This is a genomic window from Shewanella sp. 10N.286.45.A1 (assembly GCF_041470405.1).
In the GTDB taxonomy this organism is placed as follows: domain Bacteria; phylum Pseudomonadota; class Gammaproteobacteria; order Enterobacterales; family Shewanellaceae; genus Shewanella.
On sequence record NZ_JBFRMK010000147.1, the window covers coordinates 1 to 20,581 of the forward strand.

Here is a 20,581-nt window from a genome sequence, read left to right on the forward strand (position 1 = left end):
TATACTGATTGGTATAACTCATTAAAGCTGCCGCAAATTGATACCTCTTATATTGTTTTCAATAAGGTGCTCAATTGCCGATTGATTGAGCACCTTCACCGCAGAAAATGGCGTATGATCGCGCTTCCCTGATTTAGTCACTAAAGTCAGCAAAATAGCTGCTTGGCGATGATTGCCAAGCGCGACGCTTTCCTTTAATTTAGTGACCAGCTAATTTTATTATCAACCTCTTTATATGCGTGTTGCTATCACCGCGACACGTAACAGCTTGCTAGCCTTTTTGCTGCAAGCTGCGTTTGGATTAAGGAATGTAATGCCAAGCTTAAATCGCATCGTACTGATTGATACTCACTTGCCAGGCGTAGTTGAACTCGCCCTTGATGGCCATACCAACATATGCGGTACTAACGCATCGGGTAAAACCACGCTACAGCGCTTGGTGCCGGTTTTTTACGGTGAGTACCCAAGCCGAGTTGTCCCCTCTACTCGTGATAGTTTTGAGCGCTGGTATCTGCCGCACGAATCGAGCTTTATCATCTATGAATATATCAAGTCTGACGGACTCGCTTACCAAGCAGTATTAGCCTCTGCGGGCGATGGTAAAGGGGTTAATTACCGCTTTATCGGTAAAGGCTTTGAGCTAGATGATTATATTAAAACCCAGCAGGGAGATAACATTCAGTGTTTTACCATGGCTGAACTTGGCCGTGAGATGAAGCGCGCGGGTACAGCGGTCACTAACCTACTCAATACTCGAGAGTTTAGGGCGATTATTCAGAACGATAGAGCATTATTGAGTACCGGCAGTAACCGCACCGAACTACGTAATTACGCTCGTCAATTCTCGCTGTGTGAGGCGGAACACTCGCTGCGCCATATTGAAAAACTGGCGAAAGCGGTGCACTCGAAAGAGGGCAAGATGGAGACGATCAAGTCGATGATCGCCGCTATTCTTGAAGAGGATGGTGTTAATCCTCCTAGCTCTCGCATTAACCCGCAACATGTTGAGTCTTGGATAAAAGAGAGTCAGCTTATTCAGGGGTTTGAGCTTATTCGCCCAGAGTTTGAAAAGTTAGAACAGGAGTTTGACCAGCTACTAAGCACAGAGCAGCGACTTGCCAGCCTGCGCCGCGGTTACAGCAAAGATGAAAGTGATGAGGTCGAAAGACAAGAGCATCACCAAGACTTGTCAAAAGCACTCAACGCTAAACTAAGAGAGTTGGACGAAGAGTGGAAAGAGCAACGTGATGAGCTCAACTTAGACTTGTCTGCCGCTAAGGGTGATGTGGCCAAGTGTGAACAAGAGCTAGATTCGATTGAAGATCAACACGCTTCATTTCAAGACGCTGAAATTGAACAAGCTAAGTTAGATCTCGAGCAGCTGCCCAGCTGGCGCGGTACCTTAGAAAACTTGTCTGAGCGACATAAACTACAAACTGAAAAGCACCAAGATATTGAGGCGGCGTACAACGCCCGTCGCAGTAAAATTGGTGAAGGGCTTAACCGAGAGCTGGAAAACTTGCACCAAGAGCAAGACAGCTTAAGAGAGTCTCGCGATAAACAGCGTGAACAAGGCCGCTCTGAGTTAGCAGCATTAGAAGAGCAATGGCGCGATGCCACAGATAAAGGTCAGGCTAAATTTAGTGAGCAAGCGTATCAACTGAAGCTGTCTGCCGCAGAACTGAAAGTACGCGTTGATAGCGTGACCTACTCGGAAGAGGAAAAGCTGGCGTTAGCGGTGTTTGATGAGCGAATTACCCGCGCCGATGAGGAGCAAGAGAGCTGCAACGCCAAGGTTGACCGCTTCACGAGCGAAGAGCGTAAGCTGCGTGCTAAACGCGATCAAGCTAATGAAAGTTTACGGGTTGCTGGTATTCGAGTCACAGAGCGCCAAAGTGAGCTTGAAGAGCTGCACCATATTTTGTTCCCGCAGTCACACACGTTACTAGAGTTCTTACGTAAAGAGGCCAATGGCTGGGAAAACACCTTAGGTAAGGTGATCAATTCAGATCTACTGCACCGTAGCGACTTGCATCCGACTATCAGCGGTGAAAATCTTGAAGCCCTATACGGCATAGCGCTCGATCTAAAGGCGATCGATTCTCCTGAGTATGCCGCCTCTGAGCAGGAGCTGCGCATCAAGCATGCTAATGCTAGAGAGATGCTAACCAGTGCTAAAGAGTTACAGGCAGAAGCTGAGTCCAAGTTAGTGGCCGTCAATAGCGAGCTCGATGCCATGGCACGTGAGCTAACATTTGCCCGCACCGCCTATAAAAATAGCCGCGACGATCTGCGCCGGCTGTTTGATGATAAACGCGCTGAGCAAGAGAAGATCAACCAAGCATTGAATGAGCGAAAGTCTGCATCGCAAAAGCAACTTGCCAGACTCGACAGCGAACTGAAGCAATTAAAGCAACAGCAACAAGAGTGGCTTGAAGAGCAAAAAGAGCAGGCGTTAGAAGCGCGCATGGAGAAAAATGCTTATTGGCAAGAGGTTGTTGGTGCGTTAGACAATCAGCTTGGTCAGGTTAAAGCGAATATCCAAAACCGTCGTGACCACGCTAAAAGTGAACAAAAGGCCTGTGAACAGTGGTACAAGAATGAGCTTAAATCTCGCGGTATCGATGAAGCGAAAATAGTTGCGCTAAAAACCGAGATCCGCACCCTTGAGGCTAATATCAGCAAAGCGGAACAACGCCGTAGTGAAGTGCTACGTTATGACGACTGGTATCAACATACTTGGCTGAAACGTAAGCCTAAGTTGCAAACTGAGCTCAGTACAGTAAAGCAAGCCAGCTTGACGTTAGAGCAGCTGCTTAAAGCTAAATCCAATGAGGTGAAATCACAGCGTAATGAACTCGACGGCGAGCGCAAACGCTCTGATGCGGTACAAGTTGAAGCCTCAGAAAATCTAACTAAGTTACGTAGTGTCATGCGTAAACTAACTGAGCTTAAACTGCCAGCGAATAATGAGGATGCTCAAGGCGGACTCAGTGAGCGTCTGCGCCAAGGTGAAGAACAGCTGTTAAAGCGTGATTCACTGCTGGGCTCAGTTAAGCAGTATGTTGAACACTTTGATTCGGTCATTGCCAGTAAGTCGGGTTCAAGCTTATCTGAGACATGGGAGCGTGCACGTGAAGAAGCCAGTTTTGTTAATGACAAAGGGATCCGTATTCTCGATTACCGCAAGTTAGTGCCACGTCTGGAGCAGTTACTGAACGTGATGGTGCCGCAATCGATGATGGCGCTGCGTGAGCAGGGACGGATCTTCGGTGTTGATCTTACCGCATTTTACGATGTACTTGCCGATATTGACCGCCGTATTGCCACTCAAAGTGCCCGCATTACCCGTGAGGTGGGTGAAGAGTTATTCCTTGATGGGGTATCAGAATCTGCGGTTAAGATCCGCTCGCGTATTAGCGAGTTAGAATTTTGGCCAGAGCTGGAAGCGTTTGTTAAAGCATTTCGTCAATGGAAAGCTGACGGCTTTAGTGAACTACCGGGAGAGGATTACACCAATAGTATGCGCCGTGCGTTAGATATTATTGGCCGCGCAGCATTATCGGGCGGAATTTCTAAGTTACTGGAGATTGAACTGCGGCTAAAAGAGGGCAATAGCGACCTGATTATTCGTACCGACAGACAGCTTAACGAGTCATCAAGCCATGGTATGGCATATCTGATTTTATGTAAGTTCTTATTGGCATTCACGCGCCTGTTACGTGGCCGTGCTGAGGTGACTATTCACTGGCCCATTGACGAGCTGGGCACCTTGCATCATGGCAACGTGAAAAAGATATTTGATGCTTGTGAGAACAATAATATTTCAGTACTTGGCGCATTCCCGAACCCTGAATCTGAGGTGCTTAGCTTGTTTGCTAATCGTTATATTATTAATAAACAAACCAAAAAACTGCAGGTGGTTAAACCGCAGATTAACTCGATTGCCGAAAAGCTTAGTCAGCGACGTACTCAGGAGGCTGTGTAATGAGCCAAGTAACAGAAACGACATTAGTGGGTACCAGTGCGCTGATTGAACGTTTATTAAAGGGCGAGTTTATTTGCCGTACCACCGATGAAGATGGCTGGCGCGCGCTGAAAAATCCAGATACCCGTGAGCGTGTTGAGGTCTACTTAAATCAAATAAACCGTACGATTGGATCGGCGGGCGAAGGTGAAGTGTTCTTTTGCGGTTATCAGCAACTAGGCGAAAGTGAACGTAAGGTCATTTCGTCGCAGTTTAAAGATATCTGTAATGCGCTTATCCCGCTGGTGGAATGGCTGGTGTTAGTGCAAGAGGGTAGCGGTCAAGATGCGCCTTTGTCTGAAGGCGCTGCAGTTAGACTGACAGAGCTACAGACTCGCATTGAAGATACGCCGGCTTTTCGTGAGCAATTAGCTAAAATCAGCCATTACCGTCTGTTTGGTTCAACCAGTAGTAATGTAGATGCGCAGATAAAACTGGTGTTTAAGCGCTTAGTGGAGCTAGGGTATTTAACGAAACCCAACGCTGAGAAGCAGATTTTCATCGCCACCGGCAAGCTTGATTACCTATATGAAGTGATCCGTTTTATTGATGAAACTGAAGGATTAAGCTTAGAGGCACAAGCTGAAACGGCGACACAGAGGGATCTGGTTTGATGCGCAATCAACTGCAATACAAGGATGAACTAGGAGCTGGCGATGAGCAGTAACTTACATCAAGCAGGGGTTAAGCTGCTCAAACAGCTTGGGCGTCACGCTGAGCTGGTGATGGATGTTTATCTATCGGGCTCGGTGTCAGAAGACGAAACTAATGCAGCTGCCATAGAAAAGTTACGTAAAAGCGATATATTGTGGCGGCCTGAAGCGGAGCAAGAGCTGCGTTTAAAGCGCTCTGTGCGTGCTCTATTAGAGGAAGCGTTAAGTGATGAGCGCAACCGTCAGATAGATTCTAATGTTGGCAGTTCGCTGGCCAGTATTAAAACCTTGGCTGATCATTATAAGGAAGCGCGTCACAATGTTGATTACGCAGCCTCTGAGGCTTATCTCGCTGACTTAAGTGAGCATGTCTATAGCTTTGCCGATGGTTTGCGTTATTCGATTCGAGTGTTGTGGAGCCGTATTAACAACGAGTTTGGTTATGTTGGTACCATCAACGCTAAAATTCGTGAAAATGAATTGGCACAACAGCAAGTGACAGAGCTGCTCAACGGCTTAGAGATGTTCAAGTTTAGCGAGCTTACCGAGATTGCTGGTGATATACGTGAACTGAGAAAGTTACTGGTTACCACGTTACAAGATACGTTGAGCGATTGTACGCAAGAGTTGAGTGTGGTGCAGGGACGTCTGCTTGAGCTGCTTGGTCGTTTCCGTCAAATTCGAGGTCGTACTCGTTTACTTAAAGGTTGGCTGCTTTATACCGATCTTCATCCAGATTATCATCCAGCGGATCATGTTAGCCATAAACAACTGCCTGCATTGTTTAACTGCGCCGAAGCGCTACTTGCGCCTGCAGCGGTAGATGTTCACAGTACTTTGTATGAGCCTGAGCTGTTTGAAATTGTTTCCAATATTAAGCGCATCGATAGGCTTAATGCTGGACAGGTAACCGCCGAGCAAGATGTATCAGTATCGCTAAGCCAAACTGAAGACTTTGATATTCCCGATAACCCGCTCAAGTTAGCGGTTGATGCATACTTCTGTGCGGTGATTGATTCAGGCAAGAGTCAATCAGCATTAGAGTACCTCGATGAGCAAGCGTTAAGCTGGGATCGTGAAAGTTGGTTGTATCAAGTCATTTGTGGTTATGAAGGCTTGCCTGAAGAGCATAGGCAGTATTTCGAGCTTGAAGCCATCGGCGAGTCAGACCCTGTTTATACCGGTAACTTCGTGATCCGTGATGTTGAGTTGTGGCTCGCTTAACTAAAGTCCATGCCAATTTGATTGCCAATGTGCTGCGAAAGCGCATTGGCAAGGTGTCCTTTAGCGCTAATTGGCAAAAGATATTCGCAGAACTGGAAGTTGGTGATGTTGATGAGTCTAGCCGCGCCTTGCGATTTAGTGCTGAGCAGTTACATCAACTGAATCAAATGTCGACGGTTTATTTTGGTAGCGAGCTACTTAAAGACTCGTTCGAAGGCACTCGCGCTGAGGTCGCCAAACACAGTCGCTATGAAAAGCTCGCTGCAATAGCCCCTGATGAACAGTATGTGCTGCTCAAGCCACAACCTTTTTATGTGGATCTGCCACTTGAGTACTCACTTAGAATATCGCTTACTCACATCATTCAATTACTGGAGTCTCAGACTACACCGATTACTCACCTAGTGATTGTTGAAAACCTCGATGCCTTTGATTGCTGGCATCAGTTTTCGGTCGATGAATCGCTCAACAATGCATTAGTGGTGTATCGAGGGCATAACGGATTGGCTAAAGGACTTAGTGTTTTGCTTGAGCTGCTACCTGAGAGGGTAACTGTTGTGGCATTTGTTGATGTCGATCCTGCTGGTATACAAATCGCACTCACTACCCCCAGAGTCACTGAGCTGCTTGCTCCAAGCATTGCGGCGCTTTCATCACTTGCGGTTACCGCAAGCTCCACCGAAGACTATATCGCGCAATATAAGCAGCTTAAGTATATTAGTCAGCAAAGCGCCGATTGGCAGCTATTACAGCAGTTTATTATCGAGCATCGAGTCAGCATTAAGCAACAGCATCTGCTAGCTCACAAGCTAGAATTGATTACCCATTCGCGAGCTTGTTAAGTATAAATATTCAACAGCTTCCTTTTAGATAACACTGGTTATTAAAAGTGGCTAGTGATACTGATTGTTTTATCGTTTTTTGGTGGCGTTTAGTGCTGCGACTGGTCTTATTGATGGTTGTTTTGACTTTGGTGTTTTTGCCTAATTGTTTCTGTAGGGTTGCCGTGGTGTTGCTTGTGTAAAAGTTACTTGAGGTTGTGTTTGTGGGTGGCGATTGATTTTATTGGTTATACAACAACTTACCCGGTTGCCTTATGGGTGTTGTTAGATTGTTTCATAAACTAATTCAGTAGTTTTGATTGAAATTCTTGCCAGCATGTTTCACTATCCTTGCCACTAATAGGTGGGAATTAAATATCCATCAAGATTGAAGGCAATAGAAGACATGCGATAAGACGTGTCGAATATAAGGCAAGTTAATGACTAAATCACTTTCTACTCGGATCTTTATCGGTCTATTTTCAGGTTTGATCCTCGGCTCGATCATTCAATACTTCCTCGCAGATATCGGTTTCTTCAGCGGTACAGTGGTAGATATCGCCTCCGGCGCTGGCACTATGTTCGTTAATATGATCATGATGTTAGTTGTACCACTTGTGTTCGTTTCAATTGTATGTGGTGTTTGCGAGCTGAAAGATCTCAATAGTTTTGGCCGCTTAGGCGGTAAAACGTTTGGCTTCTACATCATTAATACCTTAGTGGCTATTTTTGCCGCATTAGCTGTCGCTTTGCTGTTAGCGCCGGGGAAAGGCGTTGATATGTCGAGTAGTGGTGGTGTTGATATCGTTGCTACAGAGCTACCAAACTTAGTACAACTTATTGTGGGTATCGTGCCTAGTAACCCTGTTGCCGCCTTTACATCGGGTAATATGCTACAAGTTATCTTTATGGCACTTTTGCTAGGCGGCGTGATTAAGTCACTTGGTGAAACAGCTAAAAGCGCAGTGAGCGGTTTTCAGGTTGCCAACAAAATCATGATGAAGCTTATTAGCGTGGTCATGCAGTTAGCGCCAATTGGTGTGTTCGCATTGATGCTTAAGCTAGGCGCAACCCTTGAAGCTGCGATATTTGGTAGCGTATTAGAATACCTTGTGGTCATTCTAAGCTTACTGCTGTTGTGGATATTTGTTGTTTATCCTTTTGCTGTAAGCATGTTTACTCCAGTATCTGCCAAAGAGTTCCGCGCAAAAACCCGTGAACAGATCCTATTTTCACTTTCAACCGCCAGCTCAAACGCTACTATCCCAGTGACAATGCGCACCTTAACCGAGAAGCTGGGTGTTAATCGCGCTGTAGCAGGTTTTGGCGTACCGCTGGGGGCAACAATGAACATGGGCGGCGTATCAATTTACATCACCATTGCTATCTTCTTTGTTGCGAATGCGTTTGGCGCGCCAATCGGCATGGATCAGTTACCTGCGCTACTGTTTAGCATCTTCCTACTGTCTGTTGGTGCTGGTGGTGTTCCAGGTGGCGGAATGGTGATGATTGGTGTGCTTATTCATCAGATGGGTCTACCGGTTGAAGCATTCGCGATTGTGGCCGCGCTTGACCGCCTTATCGATATGGTACTGACATCATGTAACGTGGTCGGAGACGCTGCGGTATTGACCATTGTTGATGAAACTGAAAAGCGTGCAGAAGCTAAGCTGGTGGCTGCATCAAACAGTGTTACCTCAAGCTAGCTTAAGGGCTGCTTAATCCTAAAAACTCGTCTAACTAGGCGAGTTTTTTGTAGGTATTCTCGAACGTTATTTTTCTTGTTTTAGCCGACGACTCAGTGCGCTTTGGCTAATGCCGAGCATTCTTGCAGCAGCCGTTTGGCTATTGGCAGTGCGGCTCATTGCTTCATTAATCAATGCATCTCCCATCTGTGCCAATGTTGGCAGTTCTTTGGGAAAGACTAATTGATCACTTTCCTCTGCAACTACCTTACTTAGGTTGATGGCTTCCATAAACGGGCTGATATTGAGTTGAATACCATCGCTTCTGCTGACAGCATCAAAAACCATGCCTTTTAACTCATGTAAATTGCCTGGAAACTCATAGTCTGCGAGTTGTGCGGCAAGGGTACTTGGCTGATCAGGCCTTGGTAGGTTCATCTCTTCAGCAGCTAAGCTGATGAAATGATTGATTAGCATGAATAGATCGAGCCTACGCTGCCTAAGCGGAGGCAGTTTAATGGTGTGAGAACGCAAACGATAGAGAAGGTCGTTACGGAATTTACCCGCTTTGCTTAAGGCTAGCAGGTCATGTTGCGTTGAGGTGATGATTTTACACAGCACAGGGTAGGCTTTATCGCTGCCAATGGGGTAATACTGTTTATGCTCAATCACATCCACTAGCTTCGCCTGTGCTTCTACTGGCAAATCACCAATCTCATTGAGATACAGTAAGCCAGATTGAACTTGATGTAACACGCCAGCTTGAGCGCTGACCTGGCCATTGTCTAAGGTTTTAATCTGGCCAAAAAGTTGTAGCTCAAAGGCGCTGGCACTGATCCCGGCAAGATTAACGTTGATAAAGGGAGCATCGGGACAACACAGTTGGTGCGCAGACTTAGCAAATTCATCTTTGCCTGTGCCACTCTCACCCTGAATCAAAATAGGTTCTGGACTAGGGGCAACCGCTTCAAAATAACGAAATTGATCCAGCAATGCAGGCTCACAAGTAAGGATGTTATTGAAGGCTTCAGGTTGGGAAAGCGTTTTGCTGAGAAAGCTCTCTTTAATTCTTAGATAGTTCCGTTCAAGCCCTACGACTTCTAATGCGCGGCGTACTGTGCGGGCAAGGTCATCGACATTATCTGTTTTAATAAAGTAATCATAAGCGCCATGCTTAATACAGCGTACTGCAGTATCAACCTCGTTGACACCGGTGACGATAATGACCCGAGTATTGGGATGCGCATTACGGATCATATCCAATAGCTCTTCACCGGAGTGAAATGGCATGGTCAAGTCGAGCAATACCAATGCGTAATCAGTTACTTCAAGGCGGTTCATTACTTGTCGGCTGTCGACACAGGTATCGATTTTTGCTTCGGGAACTAACCTATTAAGTGTAATTGCTAGGGTACGTAACCATGAGGCTTCATCATCGACAAGAAGAATGTTTCTGGCTAGTTTCACGTTTGAGTCTCCAATGGAAAGCGAAGGGTGATTACGGTACCTATACCAATGCGCGACTTTATTTGCATATCAGCTTTATGTTCTTTAATGATGCGGCTACAAACTGACAGTCCAAGTCCTGTGCCACCGCTTGAGCGTCTTGTAGTGAAAAATGGCTCGGTGATCCGTTGTAAAGTTGCTCTGTCCATACCTTGACCTTTATCGGTAATCGTCAAGTAAGCAAATTCTGCCTCAACGTGGGTTTTGAGCACTATATGCTGGTCATTGTCATAAGTATCAGCATCCAATACGATAGCGTGACAGGCGTTCTGAATTAAGTTGATTAGCACTTGGTTTAACTGCTGTGCATCGCCCTTAATAATGGGGCTTGGGCTGTATAAGTCAGTGACTACATTTAGGGTCTTTATCTGGTTGGCTGTTAAACGCAAAGAGACCTGTACCACTTCATTCAGTGATATCGATTGGTATTCATCTGCGATGGTTGGTAAGGCATAGCGTTTTAAGTCGTTAACGATACGGCTAATGCGATCGGCACCCTCAACAATCGATTGGCTACTCAGATTGAGTTCAGTTAATGCGGATGTAGGCGCTAATCCAGCAATATTCCAAAATGGGTTCTGTTTCTGGTAGCTATCAGCAGCGATAGAAAGATCGGCTAGGGCATCGTTTATAAACGCAATTGAGTGGATGATTATGCCTGTGGGATTATTGATCTCATGAGCAATACCAGCTGAAAGCTCCCCTAACGAAGCCAAGCGACTGGCCTCGTCATTAGCTTGGCGAAGTAGTTGCTGCTCTGTAGTCTCTTCTAGCAAAATAACTGCTTGGTCATCGCCAATGGGGTGCAGTTGTAGTTGCCAATGCTGGTTTCCAATAACCATATCAGCAATCGTGGAACGGTTGCTGTCTAAGGTTTCAATAAGGCTTGGCAATAGCTTAAATGGTTGTCCATCGATGTAGTGGAATTCAGGATTTTTGAGTAGTTGGTTATTGTCATTACTCCATAGGCATTCGCCTTGGCGGTTAAATAAGGTAACCCCATGAGGAATACCATCGAGTACAGACTGAAACTGTTTCGACAGGTTAGAAATAGCCGCTTCGGCTTTTTTGCGTTGAGCCAACTCTAGTTTTAACGCTTTGCTGCGTTTACGTAAGCTAAGGCTGACGTAACCTGTGAGCAGCATACCAACAGCAGAAATTAAGCTAACAAAAATTGCCAGTGACAGCATACGTTGTTGTGCGGAGTTAAGATCGACCTTCTCACGTCCAGTACCAAACCACTTATTCACTAGACGGTCATATTCACCCGATAGCTTCAGTTGGCGCAGCGCATCATTAATGTGTGCCATTAATGCTTCATGCTTGCGATTACTGACAAAGTTAAACGCGCCGTAGATCAGTGGATCACTAGAGCTGCGAATTGAGGGGTATAAAGGCATTAAGCGTCTGGCAACAAAGTTTTCAGCGATGACTACATCGACTTGCCCCTTAATTAATAACTGAAATCCTGTCTCGTAAAGATCTACATCGACTCTTTTAAAGTCTTGTTGTTTACCGGAGGTATAAACATCAACGAAGGCACCCTTTTTAATGGCGACGCGTTTACCCTTTAGATCGTCCCAGCCATCGATAAAAGATTTGCCTTGCAGGGTGTAAGCTTTTGCGTGAGTAGCGTAGATCGGATCTGACTGACTAAGATCGCGATCGATTGTCACCGGGCTGACTACCGCGATCACATCAATTAAAGAGTCTGGGTTATGAACATCTGTCAGTAACTGCTGAAAGGTTTTGCGTCTTACCACTATCCGTTTACCGGTGAGTTGGCCGATCCGATCCAGTAGTTCTAAGTTGAAGCCTTGATCTACACCGTTATTACGCCATTCAAGCGGAGCTGTTTTAGAATGAACGCCAAACACAATGCTGTTACTTTCTTCAGCAACTGCAGTGTGAGTGACCAGCAGTGAAGTCAGTATTAACAGTGCGGATAAAAATTTAGTGAGTATTTTCATAAGTTAATCTTAGCATGCACTTATACACGTTAACTGTGCAGTAATTCTCGATTTTTAACCGTTGCAGTATCTACATCATGTCGAAAAATCTCTGCCTTGTTATCTCGTTGCAGAGCTAAATTATCTCTGAATGGATCATATTTACTAATGTTAGCTAGCTCACACGGACTTATGCATTTTTGCATAACCCATCATGCAGTTATGCATTCGTGCATGAGCAATTTGGCAAGCTGTGATCAAGTGTTCAGTTTGTTACGAGCGAATGGCTTGTTGATTGAGACAAGCGCATTTCGGGCTCAAAATGAGTTTGAACTTAACAATTGACGACAACATTAACGATTGTCGAAATTACCGTGATGACTTTTACAAGTCGCAATAAGTGACTTGATGAGAGTGAGGATTTGAGATGAAAAACTTTAAAAAAGCAGTGTGTATTGCAACTCTTCTAGGCTCTGCAGGCCTAATGGGTAACGCAATGGCAGCAGATAACTTAGCTGAATTCCATGGTGAAAACCAAGAGTGTGATAGCTGCCACATGCCTGATGGCGAGCTTTCAAATGACAACCTAAGTTACGAAAATGAGCAGTGTGTATCTTGTCATGGCACGATGGAAGAAGTGGCAAAAGAGACTGAACATGAACACTACAATGCCCACGCATCTCACTTCCCTGGCGAAATAGCTTGTACCTCTTGCCACAGCGCTCACGAAAAATCGATGGTTTACTGTGACTCTTGCCATAGCTTCGACTTTGACATGCCATACACGAAGAAGTGGGAACGTCATGAGCCAAGCATCGATGAGTTATTAAAAGATAAGTCAGATCGTCAAGCAGCATTATCTGCAGCGCCACGTGATACTACAGATGTAGTCGTTATTGGTTCTGGCGGCGCTGGTTTCTCGGCAGCTGTTTCAGCTCATGATAATGGCGCTAAAGTTATTCTTGTTGAAAAAGAGCCTGTGATTGGTGGTAACGCTAAGTTAGCAGCGGGTGGTATGAACGCCGCTTGGACTGATCAACAAAAAGCGAAAGGTATTGAAGATAGTGTTGAGTCAATGGTTAAAGACACCATGAAAGGTGGCCGTAACTTAAATGATCCAGCTCTTGTTGATGTATTGGCATCTCACTCAAAAGGTTCTGTTGACTGGTTAACGGCAATGGGTGCAGATTTAACTGATATCGGCCGTATGGGTGGCGCTTCTGTTAACCGTTCTCACCGTCCAACTGGTGGTGCTGGTGTTGGTGCTCACGTGATTCAAGTGCTTTACGATAATGCGGTTAAACGTGATATCGATATGCGCATGAACACTCGTGGTATTGAAATCCTAAAAGACGACAAAGGCAACGTTAAAGGCCTGCTCGTTAAAGGTATGTACAAAGGTTACTACTGGATTAAAGCTGATGCTGTTGTATTAGCAACTGGTGGTTTCGGTAAGAACAATGACCGTGTTGCTAAGCTTGATCCAAAACTAAAAGGTTTTGTATCAACTAACCAACCAGGTGCGACAGGCGACGGTATCGATGTAGCGGGTAATGCTGGCGCAGCGATGCAAGATCTACAGTACATCCAAGCTCACCCAACCTTATCTGTTAAAGGTGGTGTAATGGTTACTGAAGCGGTACGTGGTAACGGCGCAATCTTGGTTAACCGTGAAGGTAAGCGTTTCGTCAACGAGATTACCACTCGTGACAAAGCAGCGGCTGCGATTCTTGAGCAAACGGGTAAAACGGCTTACCTAATTTTTGATGACTCTGTACGTAAGTCACTAAGCAAAATTGATAAGTACATCGGTCTAGGTGTAGCCCCGACTGCTGACTCGCTTGTTAAGCTTGGCAAACTAGAGAACATTGATGGTAAAGCATTGACTGAAACTGTGGCGCGTTACAATAGCTTCGTGACTGCTGGTAAAGACGCTGACTTTGAACGTCCTAACCTACCGCGTGCTCTTAATGAAGGTAACTATTTCGCGATTGAAGTGACTCCTGGTGTTCACCACACTATGGGCGGAGTGATGATTGACTCTAAGTCTGAAATCTTGAACGCTAAGAAGCAGGTTATTCCTGGTCTATACGGCGCGGGTGAAGTGACTGGTGGTGTGCACGGTGCTAACCGTCTAGGTGGCAACGCGATTTCTGACATCGTCACCTTCGGTAGAATGGCTGGTGAAAATGCAGCTAAGTACTCTGAGAAAAAGTAGTCTTAGAATTAGTCGACTGCAAATGAGTGACTGTTAAGTCTCTCATTTAAAATGAAAGCCTCTATCTTTTAGATAGGGGCTTTTTTGTATCAGAAACTTTGTCGTAAGTTGCTTAAGGGGCTAGAGATATCAAGCTGCGCTTAATAAAAGTCGCGAGCTTCCAGCTCACGACCTTAGTTGTTAGACGAAGTCTGACTTTTATACGTTGGTTAAGCGGAGTTTGATAGTCGCCAACTACTGACTAACCAGCCACAAAAAAGCGCAGCTCCCGAAAGAACTACGCTTTTTAATCTACAGGCGTTGTACTAAAACAACGTCAATTTAGATCGTTGGCTCTTGTGAGTAATCAACTTGATGATACTCAAGGCATGCATCCACTTCGTTGGCAGAGCCCAAGATAACAGCAACACGCTGATGGATCTCTGTTGGCTCTATATCCATAATAGTTTCATAACCGGTAGATGCTTTACCACCTGCTTGCTCAACTAAGAAAGACATTGGGTTTGCTTCGTACATCAAACGTAATTTGAACGGCTTATTTGGGTTCTTGTTGTCTGTTGGGTAGGTGAAGAGCCCGCCACGGCAAAGTACTCGGTGAACATCGCCAACCATGGCTGCAATCCAGCGCATGTTAAAGGCTTTTTCGCGTGGACCAATGGTGCCCAGTAGCAGATCGTTAATGTAGGTCTGCATTGGCGCTTCCCAGAAGCGTTGGTTTGACATGTTAATGGCAAACTCAGCAGTGTCTTTGCTGATGCTCATAGCTGGATCAGTCAATAGATACTGGTTGGTTTCAGGATTAAGGGTGAACAGTTGCACGCCTTTACCTGTGGTAAGAGCCAGCATAGTTGAAGGGCCATAAAGTACATAACCTGCAGCTACTTGATTACGACCCGCTTGCAGGAAGCTTTTCTCTGAAAACTCGCCCGCTGGCGCTGGTAATACCGAAAAGATAGTACCGACTAATGAGTTGATGTCGATATTTGATGAACCATCTAATGGATCAAAGCAGACAAGAAACTCGCCGTTTGCATCGGCGTCAACCACATAGTCTTCCTCTTCAGACGCAATGCCACGGACAGTTCCGTCAGCTTTTAGCGCATCTTTGAGCATATCATTGGTGATGATATCCAGTTTCTTTTGGGTTTCACCTTGAACATTTTCTTGCTCTGTTGCGCCCAAAATACCTGCTAAGGCACCATGGCGAACGGCATGGCTGATCTCGATAGAGGTGTCAGCTAAGGTTAGGATCAGTTTTTCAAGAGAGGGAGAAATTGCTTGCGATGTCAGGTTTTCAGCCAGAGTCTGCATGTTGTTTCCTATGACAATTTAAGTGTATTAAATTGAGTTAGAGGTCGGGATTTTTAGTTTTAAACTTATTGTCGGCGATGATACCTGAGAATGGCAGTTTTTTCAGCTGTTAAGCGCACAGGCCAGTGCATATTGTCTGCATTGTTTTTGTTTTGCTTATATTTGAGGCACAATGTAGACGAATTTTCGGTCTAAATGCGCTTCAAAGGCGTGTTATCCAAGGAATAATAATGAAAAAAAATTGGATGAATTTGTTGTTTGCCACACTTCCTATGATGATGGCATCCCCAGCAATCGCACAATCTACAGCAAATAAGGGCGGCGATAAGCCGCTAACTATTGAGCGCATGTACGCTTCACCGGCATTGGCTGGAACCAGCCCGCGTGGACTTAAGCTTTCGCCAGATGGTAAGCGAGTGACCTATTTGGCGGGCCGCAAAGATGATCAACATTTTTACGACCTATGGCAGATGGATGTCGCAACGGGCAAACAGAGCATACTACTTGATGCCGATAAACTAACGATTGGTGAGCTATCCGATGAGGAAAAAGCGCGCCGCGAACGTCAGCGTATTTATGGCCAAGGCATTATGGAGTATTTTTGGGCCGATGATAGCCAAGCTATGCTTATCCCTGCCTCAGGCCAGCTGTACTACTTCTCAGTAAAGAACAATCAAGTAAAACTGCTTAAAACTGGTGAGGGCTTTGCTACTGATGCAAGACTCTCTCCTAAAGGGAATTATGTCTCTTTCGTACGTGAACAGAATTTGTATGTGCTAGATCTCAAATCAGAGAAGGTGACTGCATTAACCACTGATGGTGGCGGCGCGATTAAAAATGCCATGGCGGAGTTTGTTGCCCAAGAAGAGATGGGTCGTATGACGGGATACTGGTGGTCGCCTGATGAGTCAGCGATTGCTTATACTCGCATTGATGAATCAGCGGTTGAGCTAGTCACACGTAACGAAATTTATGCTGACGGCATTAAACTTACCGAGCAACGTTATCCATATGCTGGCAAAAATAACGTAAAAATTGCACTAGGTGTGGTGTCACTTAGCGACAGTAGAGTTGCGTGGGTTGATTTAGGCAAAGAAACTGATATCTATATCCCGCGGGTTAAGTGGCTGCCAAATAGCAAGCAGCTCTCTTACCAATGGCAAAGCCGCGACCAACAATCGCTCGACTTAAGAGTCGTTAATATTGATGATATTAAGCGTAATAAAGACTTGGTGCAGGAGCGTAGCGAAGCATGGGTCAACTTAAATAATGACCTACATTTCTTAAAGAAACAGAAATCGTTTATCTGGGCGTCGGAGCGTGACGGTTTTAACCACCTTTACCTCATTGGGCTCGACGGCAAGGTTATTCGTCAGCTTACCCAAGGTGATTGGGCGGTTGATGCTGTTGAATATATCGATGAAAAAGCAGGGGAAGTTTACTTTACTGGGCGTAAAACTAAGGTCACTGAAAAGCAGTTATACCGCGTAGCCATCACGGGGGGAAAAGTTGAGTCTATTAGCAGTCGTTCTGGCATGCATTCAACGGTATTTGCCGATAATCAACCTGTCTATTTAGACTATTTCAGTAGCTTATCGCAACCACCACAGGTGAGTTTACACAGTGAGTCTGGCAAGCGATTAGCTTGGGTTGAGCAGAATGAAGTCAAAAAAGGCCATCCACTTTATGATTACTTTGGACTGTGGCAAGTACCTGAGTTTGGCGAATTAACCGCTGAAGACGGCCAAGCATTGCAGTACCGTATTTTTAAGCCTACAAACTTTGATGGGAGCAAGAAATACCCTGTGGTTGTTCGAGTTTATGGTGGTCCACATGCACAGTTGGTGACAAATAGTTGGAGTCATCAAGACTACTTTACTCAGCATCTATTGCAGCAAGGCTTTATCGTCTATCAATTAGATAACCGTGGTTCTGCTCATCGTGGTACTAAGTTTGAGTATGTGATTTACAAGCAGCTGGGCGATGCAGAAGTTAACGACCAAAAAGTGGGCGTCGATTACTTGCGTAGTTTACCTTATGTCGATGGCGATAATATTGCTATCTACGGCCACAGTTATGGCGGTTACATGGCGTTAATGAGCCTGTTTAAAGCCCCTGACTATTTCAAGGCTGCAATCTCTGGTGCACCCGTATCGGACTGGTCACTATATGATACCCATTACACAGAGCGTTACCTGAGCCACCCAGAGACTAATGCGAAGGGTTATGAGGCGAGCAGTGTGTTGCCGTATGTCAAAGGCTACCAGTCAGGGTTGTTGATGTACCACGGTATGGCTGATGACAATGTGCTATTTGAAAACAGCACGCGAGTGTACAAAGCTCTGCAAGACGAGGGAAAGTTATTCCAGATGATAGATTATCCTGGTTCTAAGCACTCTATGCGTGGTGAGAAAGTACGAGTTCATTTATACCGTTCGTTAGCCGACTTTTTAGATCGCGAACTTAAATCGCATTAGATATTTCAAAATAGGTATAAAGGAAATTTAAATTTATGCCTATTTGGGATTAACTCAAGATTAAATATCGTTAATACGATAACGTATTTACTCTTAAAGTTAAAAAGCTCCCTATATAGGGCAAGGCAATATTTATAATGATTGTTGGCTTATTTGACAAATGAGGATTATCTGCTAGCGGAATTTAACTTGTTGTAGAGTTAGTTTAAGGTTTAATTAAGGCTAGCTTCTCAAGGTTAATAGGTAAGAAAGTTGACTTTTTTTCTCGAAATTTAGCTACAAAAAAGCCAGTCAAATGACTGGCTTTTATTTTATTCGAATATCGAATTAGTCTTCTAAGTTACCACAAAAACGGTAACCTTCACCGTGAATCGTCGCGATGATTTCTGGCGTATCAGGCAAGCTTTCGAAGTGCTTACGGATACGACGAATCGTTACATCAACGGTACGGTCATGTGGCTTAAGCTCACGGCCAGTCATCTTCATCAGTAGGTCAGCACGGCTTAGGATTTTGCCTGGGTTCTCTACAAAGTGCAGCATAGCGCGGAATTCACTACGTGGCAGCTTGTAAGACTCACCTTGTGGGCTAACGAGAGAACGACTGTTGATTTCTAAGCTCCAACCATTGAAACGGTAGAACTCAACTGCGCTTTTCTCTTCAGACTCAGCACCAGTGCTATTTACACGAGTCAGTAAGTTACGGGCACGGATAGTCAATTCACGTGGATTGAATGGTTTAGTGATGTAATCATCAGCGCCAATTTCAAGTCCAAGGATCTTGTCTACTTCGTTATCACGGCCTGTAAGGAAGATAAGGCCAATGTTATTAATTTCACGAAGTTCACGTGCTAATAAAAGTCCATTTTTTCCGGGCAGATTAATGTCCATCACGACTAAGTTAACTTTGTTGTCTTGCATAGCTTTATGCATTTCGGCGCCATCATTGGCTTCAGATACCACATATCCTTCTGCTTCAAAAATACTTCTAAGTGTGTTTCTGGTAACTGCTTCATCTTCAACAATCAGAATGTGCGGGTTTTGCATATTAATTACCTAATCTCTGTCAATTCTATTCTAACCATGAGTATAAATAATTTTATACTCCATAAAGTCATGCTGATATTTCACTGATACACGCTGGTGTTTTCAAACTCTATTCTGAAACAGCAACACACTTAATGATAAGTAAAGTATGGGTATCTCACATATGGAAAACGTAAACTGTATTTTCTTCGATAAACAATAGGGACAAGAAGTTCCTTAACGATTGTCTTTTTTTGAAGTTTAAATGTTAAATAAAACATAGATCACATTTGGTACAGCCGTGTGGATTACTCTTCTATCTGTTTCAGATATGTGTAACAAAATATGTCATCACATGTATAATCAGTGCGAGTTAATCAACAGGACCTATTGTACTCGTTTTAGGCATTTGTTAACAAATGAAATGTTAACAAATTTACTGCAAGGTATGATTTAGATCACGTTGATATACCTAAGTTACTGATATTTATGGTAAGGTGGATTTGATTTACTGTGATCGATATCACGTGCCTAGGCAGCCTTAACGATTTTGCTATAATTAAAATCACTTCAATTGGAGGATTTGTTAGCAATGAACCACTCAGTAGAAAGACTTTGGCATGAATATCAGCAAACGGAATTCTTGTTCACTCAAGGTTTGTCTCCTAAAATTTCATTCGCAATCATCACAGCCCATAACCCCAAAGGTGAAACTCTGACCCCTAGTCAGAATCGATTGCTTGATCGAAAGTTACTGCAAGAGATCCTCGCTTTACGTCGTCCTTATCGGGCGATGGTTGGTGCCTCTCAAGATCGTAACCATATGGAAAAAAGCTGGGCTGTCGCGACGGATAAAGCTTCGGCGATTAAACTTGGCTGTAAGTTTAATCAAAATGCTATCTATTATGTCGAGTCAGATAAACTACAGTTGATCCCTTGTTTATTATCACAACAGGAAACTGCTCTCGGTGCTTTCTCTCCTAGAGTCAACGTTGTACATGAACTCCCTGATAGCGTGTAATACCAACTCGATTAAAGAGTAGCTCATTCTGCGGGAAGTAAAATCACTTTAAACCAGTCAGTGGCTTATCGCTTATCGCTTATCGTTGTTTTATATCGAAGGCCACATGCGCTGTATTAAGTGATTTCCCCCATGCCTTAAATATCAGCCGTAGGTTGTGAACGGTTCAGGACTTTCACTGCTACGTTGCATTGCCTCAAAAGGGAATAACCATTTCTTTAACCAATGCGCCTTGAATTGAAAGCCCTGAGAAAGCTCTGCATTGAGTATATTCCTAATGGAATGAGTATAATTCTAAAGTTGTACAGATTTTGTTTGACTTGCAGGCGTTAATTATATATTTTTCACTTTCTTGATTTTTATACAAATTAAGTACAGAAGAGGAGCGTTAACTAGGTAGTGAATGAAAGGGGACCAAGACCCCGAAGACCATTCATGAGGGAGATTAGCGCCGAGATATTAAAAGCTTTTTGGGACTGCTTTAAGTATCGGTCGTTCAGGTTGAATCCTGCCGATTGTCACCTATTTATTATGGTGGAGAGCTTCTGGTGACGATCGCTGTTTCCCATTAATGGGGTGCATATCTTAGCACCAGGCTCTTCGAACGAAGTTAGTTCGGAGCTTATTCATGTTAGTTTTTCAAAATACCTATTCTATGCAGATTCC

Annotated in this window: 12 protein-coding genes and 1 riboswitch; of the genes, 8 read left to right on the forward strand and 4 right to left on the reverse strand. The window is 44.5% G+C overall.

From position 1 onward, the window contains the following. Nucleotides 1-313: 313 nt before the first annotated feature. The 5 genes from AB4238_RS12025 (at nucleotide 314) to AB4238_RS12045 (ending at nucleotide 8,431) form a co-directional block, all read left to right on the forward strand. Complete coding sequence (locus AB4238_RS12025) at nucleotides 314-3,988, forward strand: ATP-binding protein (RefSeq protein ID WP_372033657.1); 3,675 nt, start codon at nucleotides 314-316, stop codon at nucleotides 3,986-3,988. Continuing rightward, nucleotides 3,988-4,641: a hypothetical protein gene (locus AB4238_RS12030; protein WP_371991984.1), complete on the forward strand. Its 654-nt coding sequence runs from the start codon at nucleotides 3,988-3,990 to the stop codon at nucleotides 4,639-4,641. The genes AB4238_RS12025 and AB4238_RS12030 overlap by 1 nt, the downstream gene beginning before the upstream one ends. A gap of 42 nt (nucleotides 4,642-4,683) precedes the next feature. Continuing rightward, entirely contained in the window at nucleotides 4,684-5,904 is a 1,221-nt protein-coding gene (locus AB4238_RS12035) for a phosphoenolpyruvate carboxylase (RefSeq protein WP_371991986.1), read from the forward strand. Then, nucleotides 5,892-6,746, forward strand: coding sequence for a hypothetical protein (locus AB4238_RS12040; RefSeq protein WP_372033658.1), 855 nt, complete (start codon nucleotides 5,892-5,894; stop codon nucleotides 6,744-6,746). Before AB4238_RS12035 ends, AB4238_RS12040 begins: the two co-directional genes overlap by 13 nt. A 419-nt stretch (nucleotides 6,747-7,165) precedes the next feature. After that, nucleotides 7,166-8,431, forward strand: a complete 1,266-nt coding sequence (locus AB4238_RS12045; protein ID WP_372033659.1) for a dicarboxylate/amino acid:cation symporter — start codon at nucleotides 7,166-7,168, stop codon at nucleotides 8,429-8,431. Nucleotides 8,432-8,497: 66 nt separating this feature from the next. On the opposite strand, the gene AB4238_RS12050 is transcribed toward AB4238_RS12045, so the two are convergent. Beyond that, complete coding sequence (locus AB4238_RS12050; protein ID WP_372033660.1) at nucleotides 8,498-9,877, reverse strand: sigma-54-dependent transcriptional regulator; 1,380 nt, start codon at nucleotides 9,875-9,877, stop codon at nucleotides 8,498-8,500. Beyond that, nucleotides 9,874-11,886 (reverse strand): ATP-binding protein, encoded by a 2,013-nt coding sequence (locus AB4238_RS12055; protein ID WP_372033661.1) that lies wholly within the window; start codon nucleotides 11,884-11,886, stop codon nucleotides 9,874-9,876. The genes AB4238_RS12050 and AB4238_RS12055 overlap by 4 nt, the downstream gene beginning before the upstream one ends. A gap of 406 nt (nucleotides 11,887-12,292) precedes the next feature. Between AB4238_RS12055 and AB4238_RS12060 the strand changes: the two genes are divergently transcribed. Then, entirely contained in the window at nucleotides 12,293-14,083 is a 1,791-nt protein-coding gene (locus AB4238_RS12060) for a flavocytochrome c (RefSeq protein ID WP_372033662.1), read from the forward strand. Between the two features lie 321 nt (nucleotides 14,084-14,404). Here AB4238_RS12060 and AB4238_RS12065 read toward each other — a convergent pair whose 3' ends face one another. Continuing rightward, nucleotides 14,405-15,394, reverse strand: coding sequence for a class 1 fructose-bisphosphatase (locus AB4238_RS12065; RefSeq protein WP_372033663.1), 990 nt, complete (start codon nucleotides 15,392-15,394; stop codon nucleotides 14,405-14,407). 272 nt (nucleotides 15,395-15,666) lie between these two features. Here AB4238_RS12065 and AB4238_RS12070 point away from each other — a divergent pair, with 272 nt between their 5' ends. Next, a complete protein-coding gene (locus AB4238_RS12070) occupies nucleotides 15,667-17,871 on the forward strand; it encodes a DPP IV N-terminal domain-containing protein (protein ID WP_372033667.1) in 2,205 nt (734 codons plus the stop codon). A gap of 327 nt (nucleotides 17,872-18,198) precedes the next feature. On the opposite strand, the gene arcA is transcribed toward AB4238_RS12070, so the two are convergent. Beyond that, the gene (arcA, locus tag AB4238_RS12075; protein ID WP_020914329.1) at nucleotides 18,199-18,915 is read right to left on the reverse strand and encodes a two-component system response regulator ArcA; all 717 of its coding nucleotides are present in this window, start codon (nucleotides 18,913-18,915) and stop codon (nucleotides 18,199-18,201) included. Between the two features lie 571 nt (nucleotides 18,916-19,486). Between arcA and AB4238_RS12080 the strand changes: the two genes are divergently transcribed. Then, nucleotides 19,487-19,915, forward strand: coding sequence for a DUF3293 domain-containing protein (locus AB4238_RS12080; protein WP_372033664.1), 429 nt, complete (start codon nucleotides 19,487-19,489; stop codon nucleotides 19,913-19,915). A gap of 370 nt (nucleotides 19,916-20,285) precedes the next feature. Then, nucleotides 20,286-20,468, forward strand: a riboswitch (Lysine riboswitch). Nucleotides 20,469-20,581 lie beyond the last annotated feature (113 nt).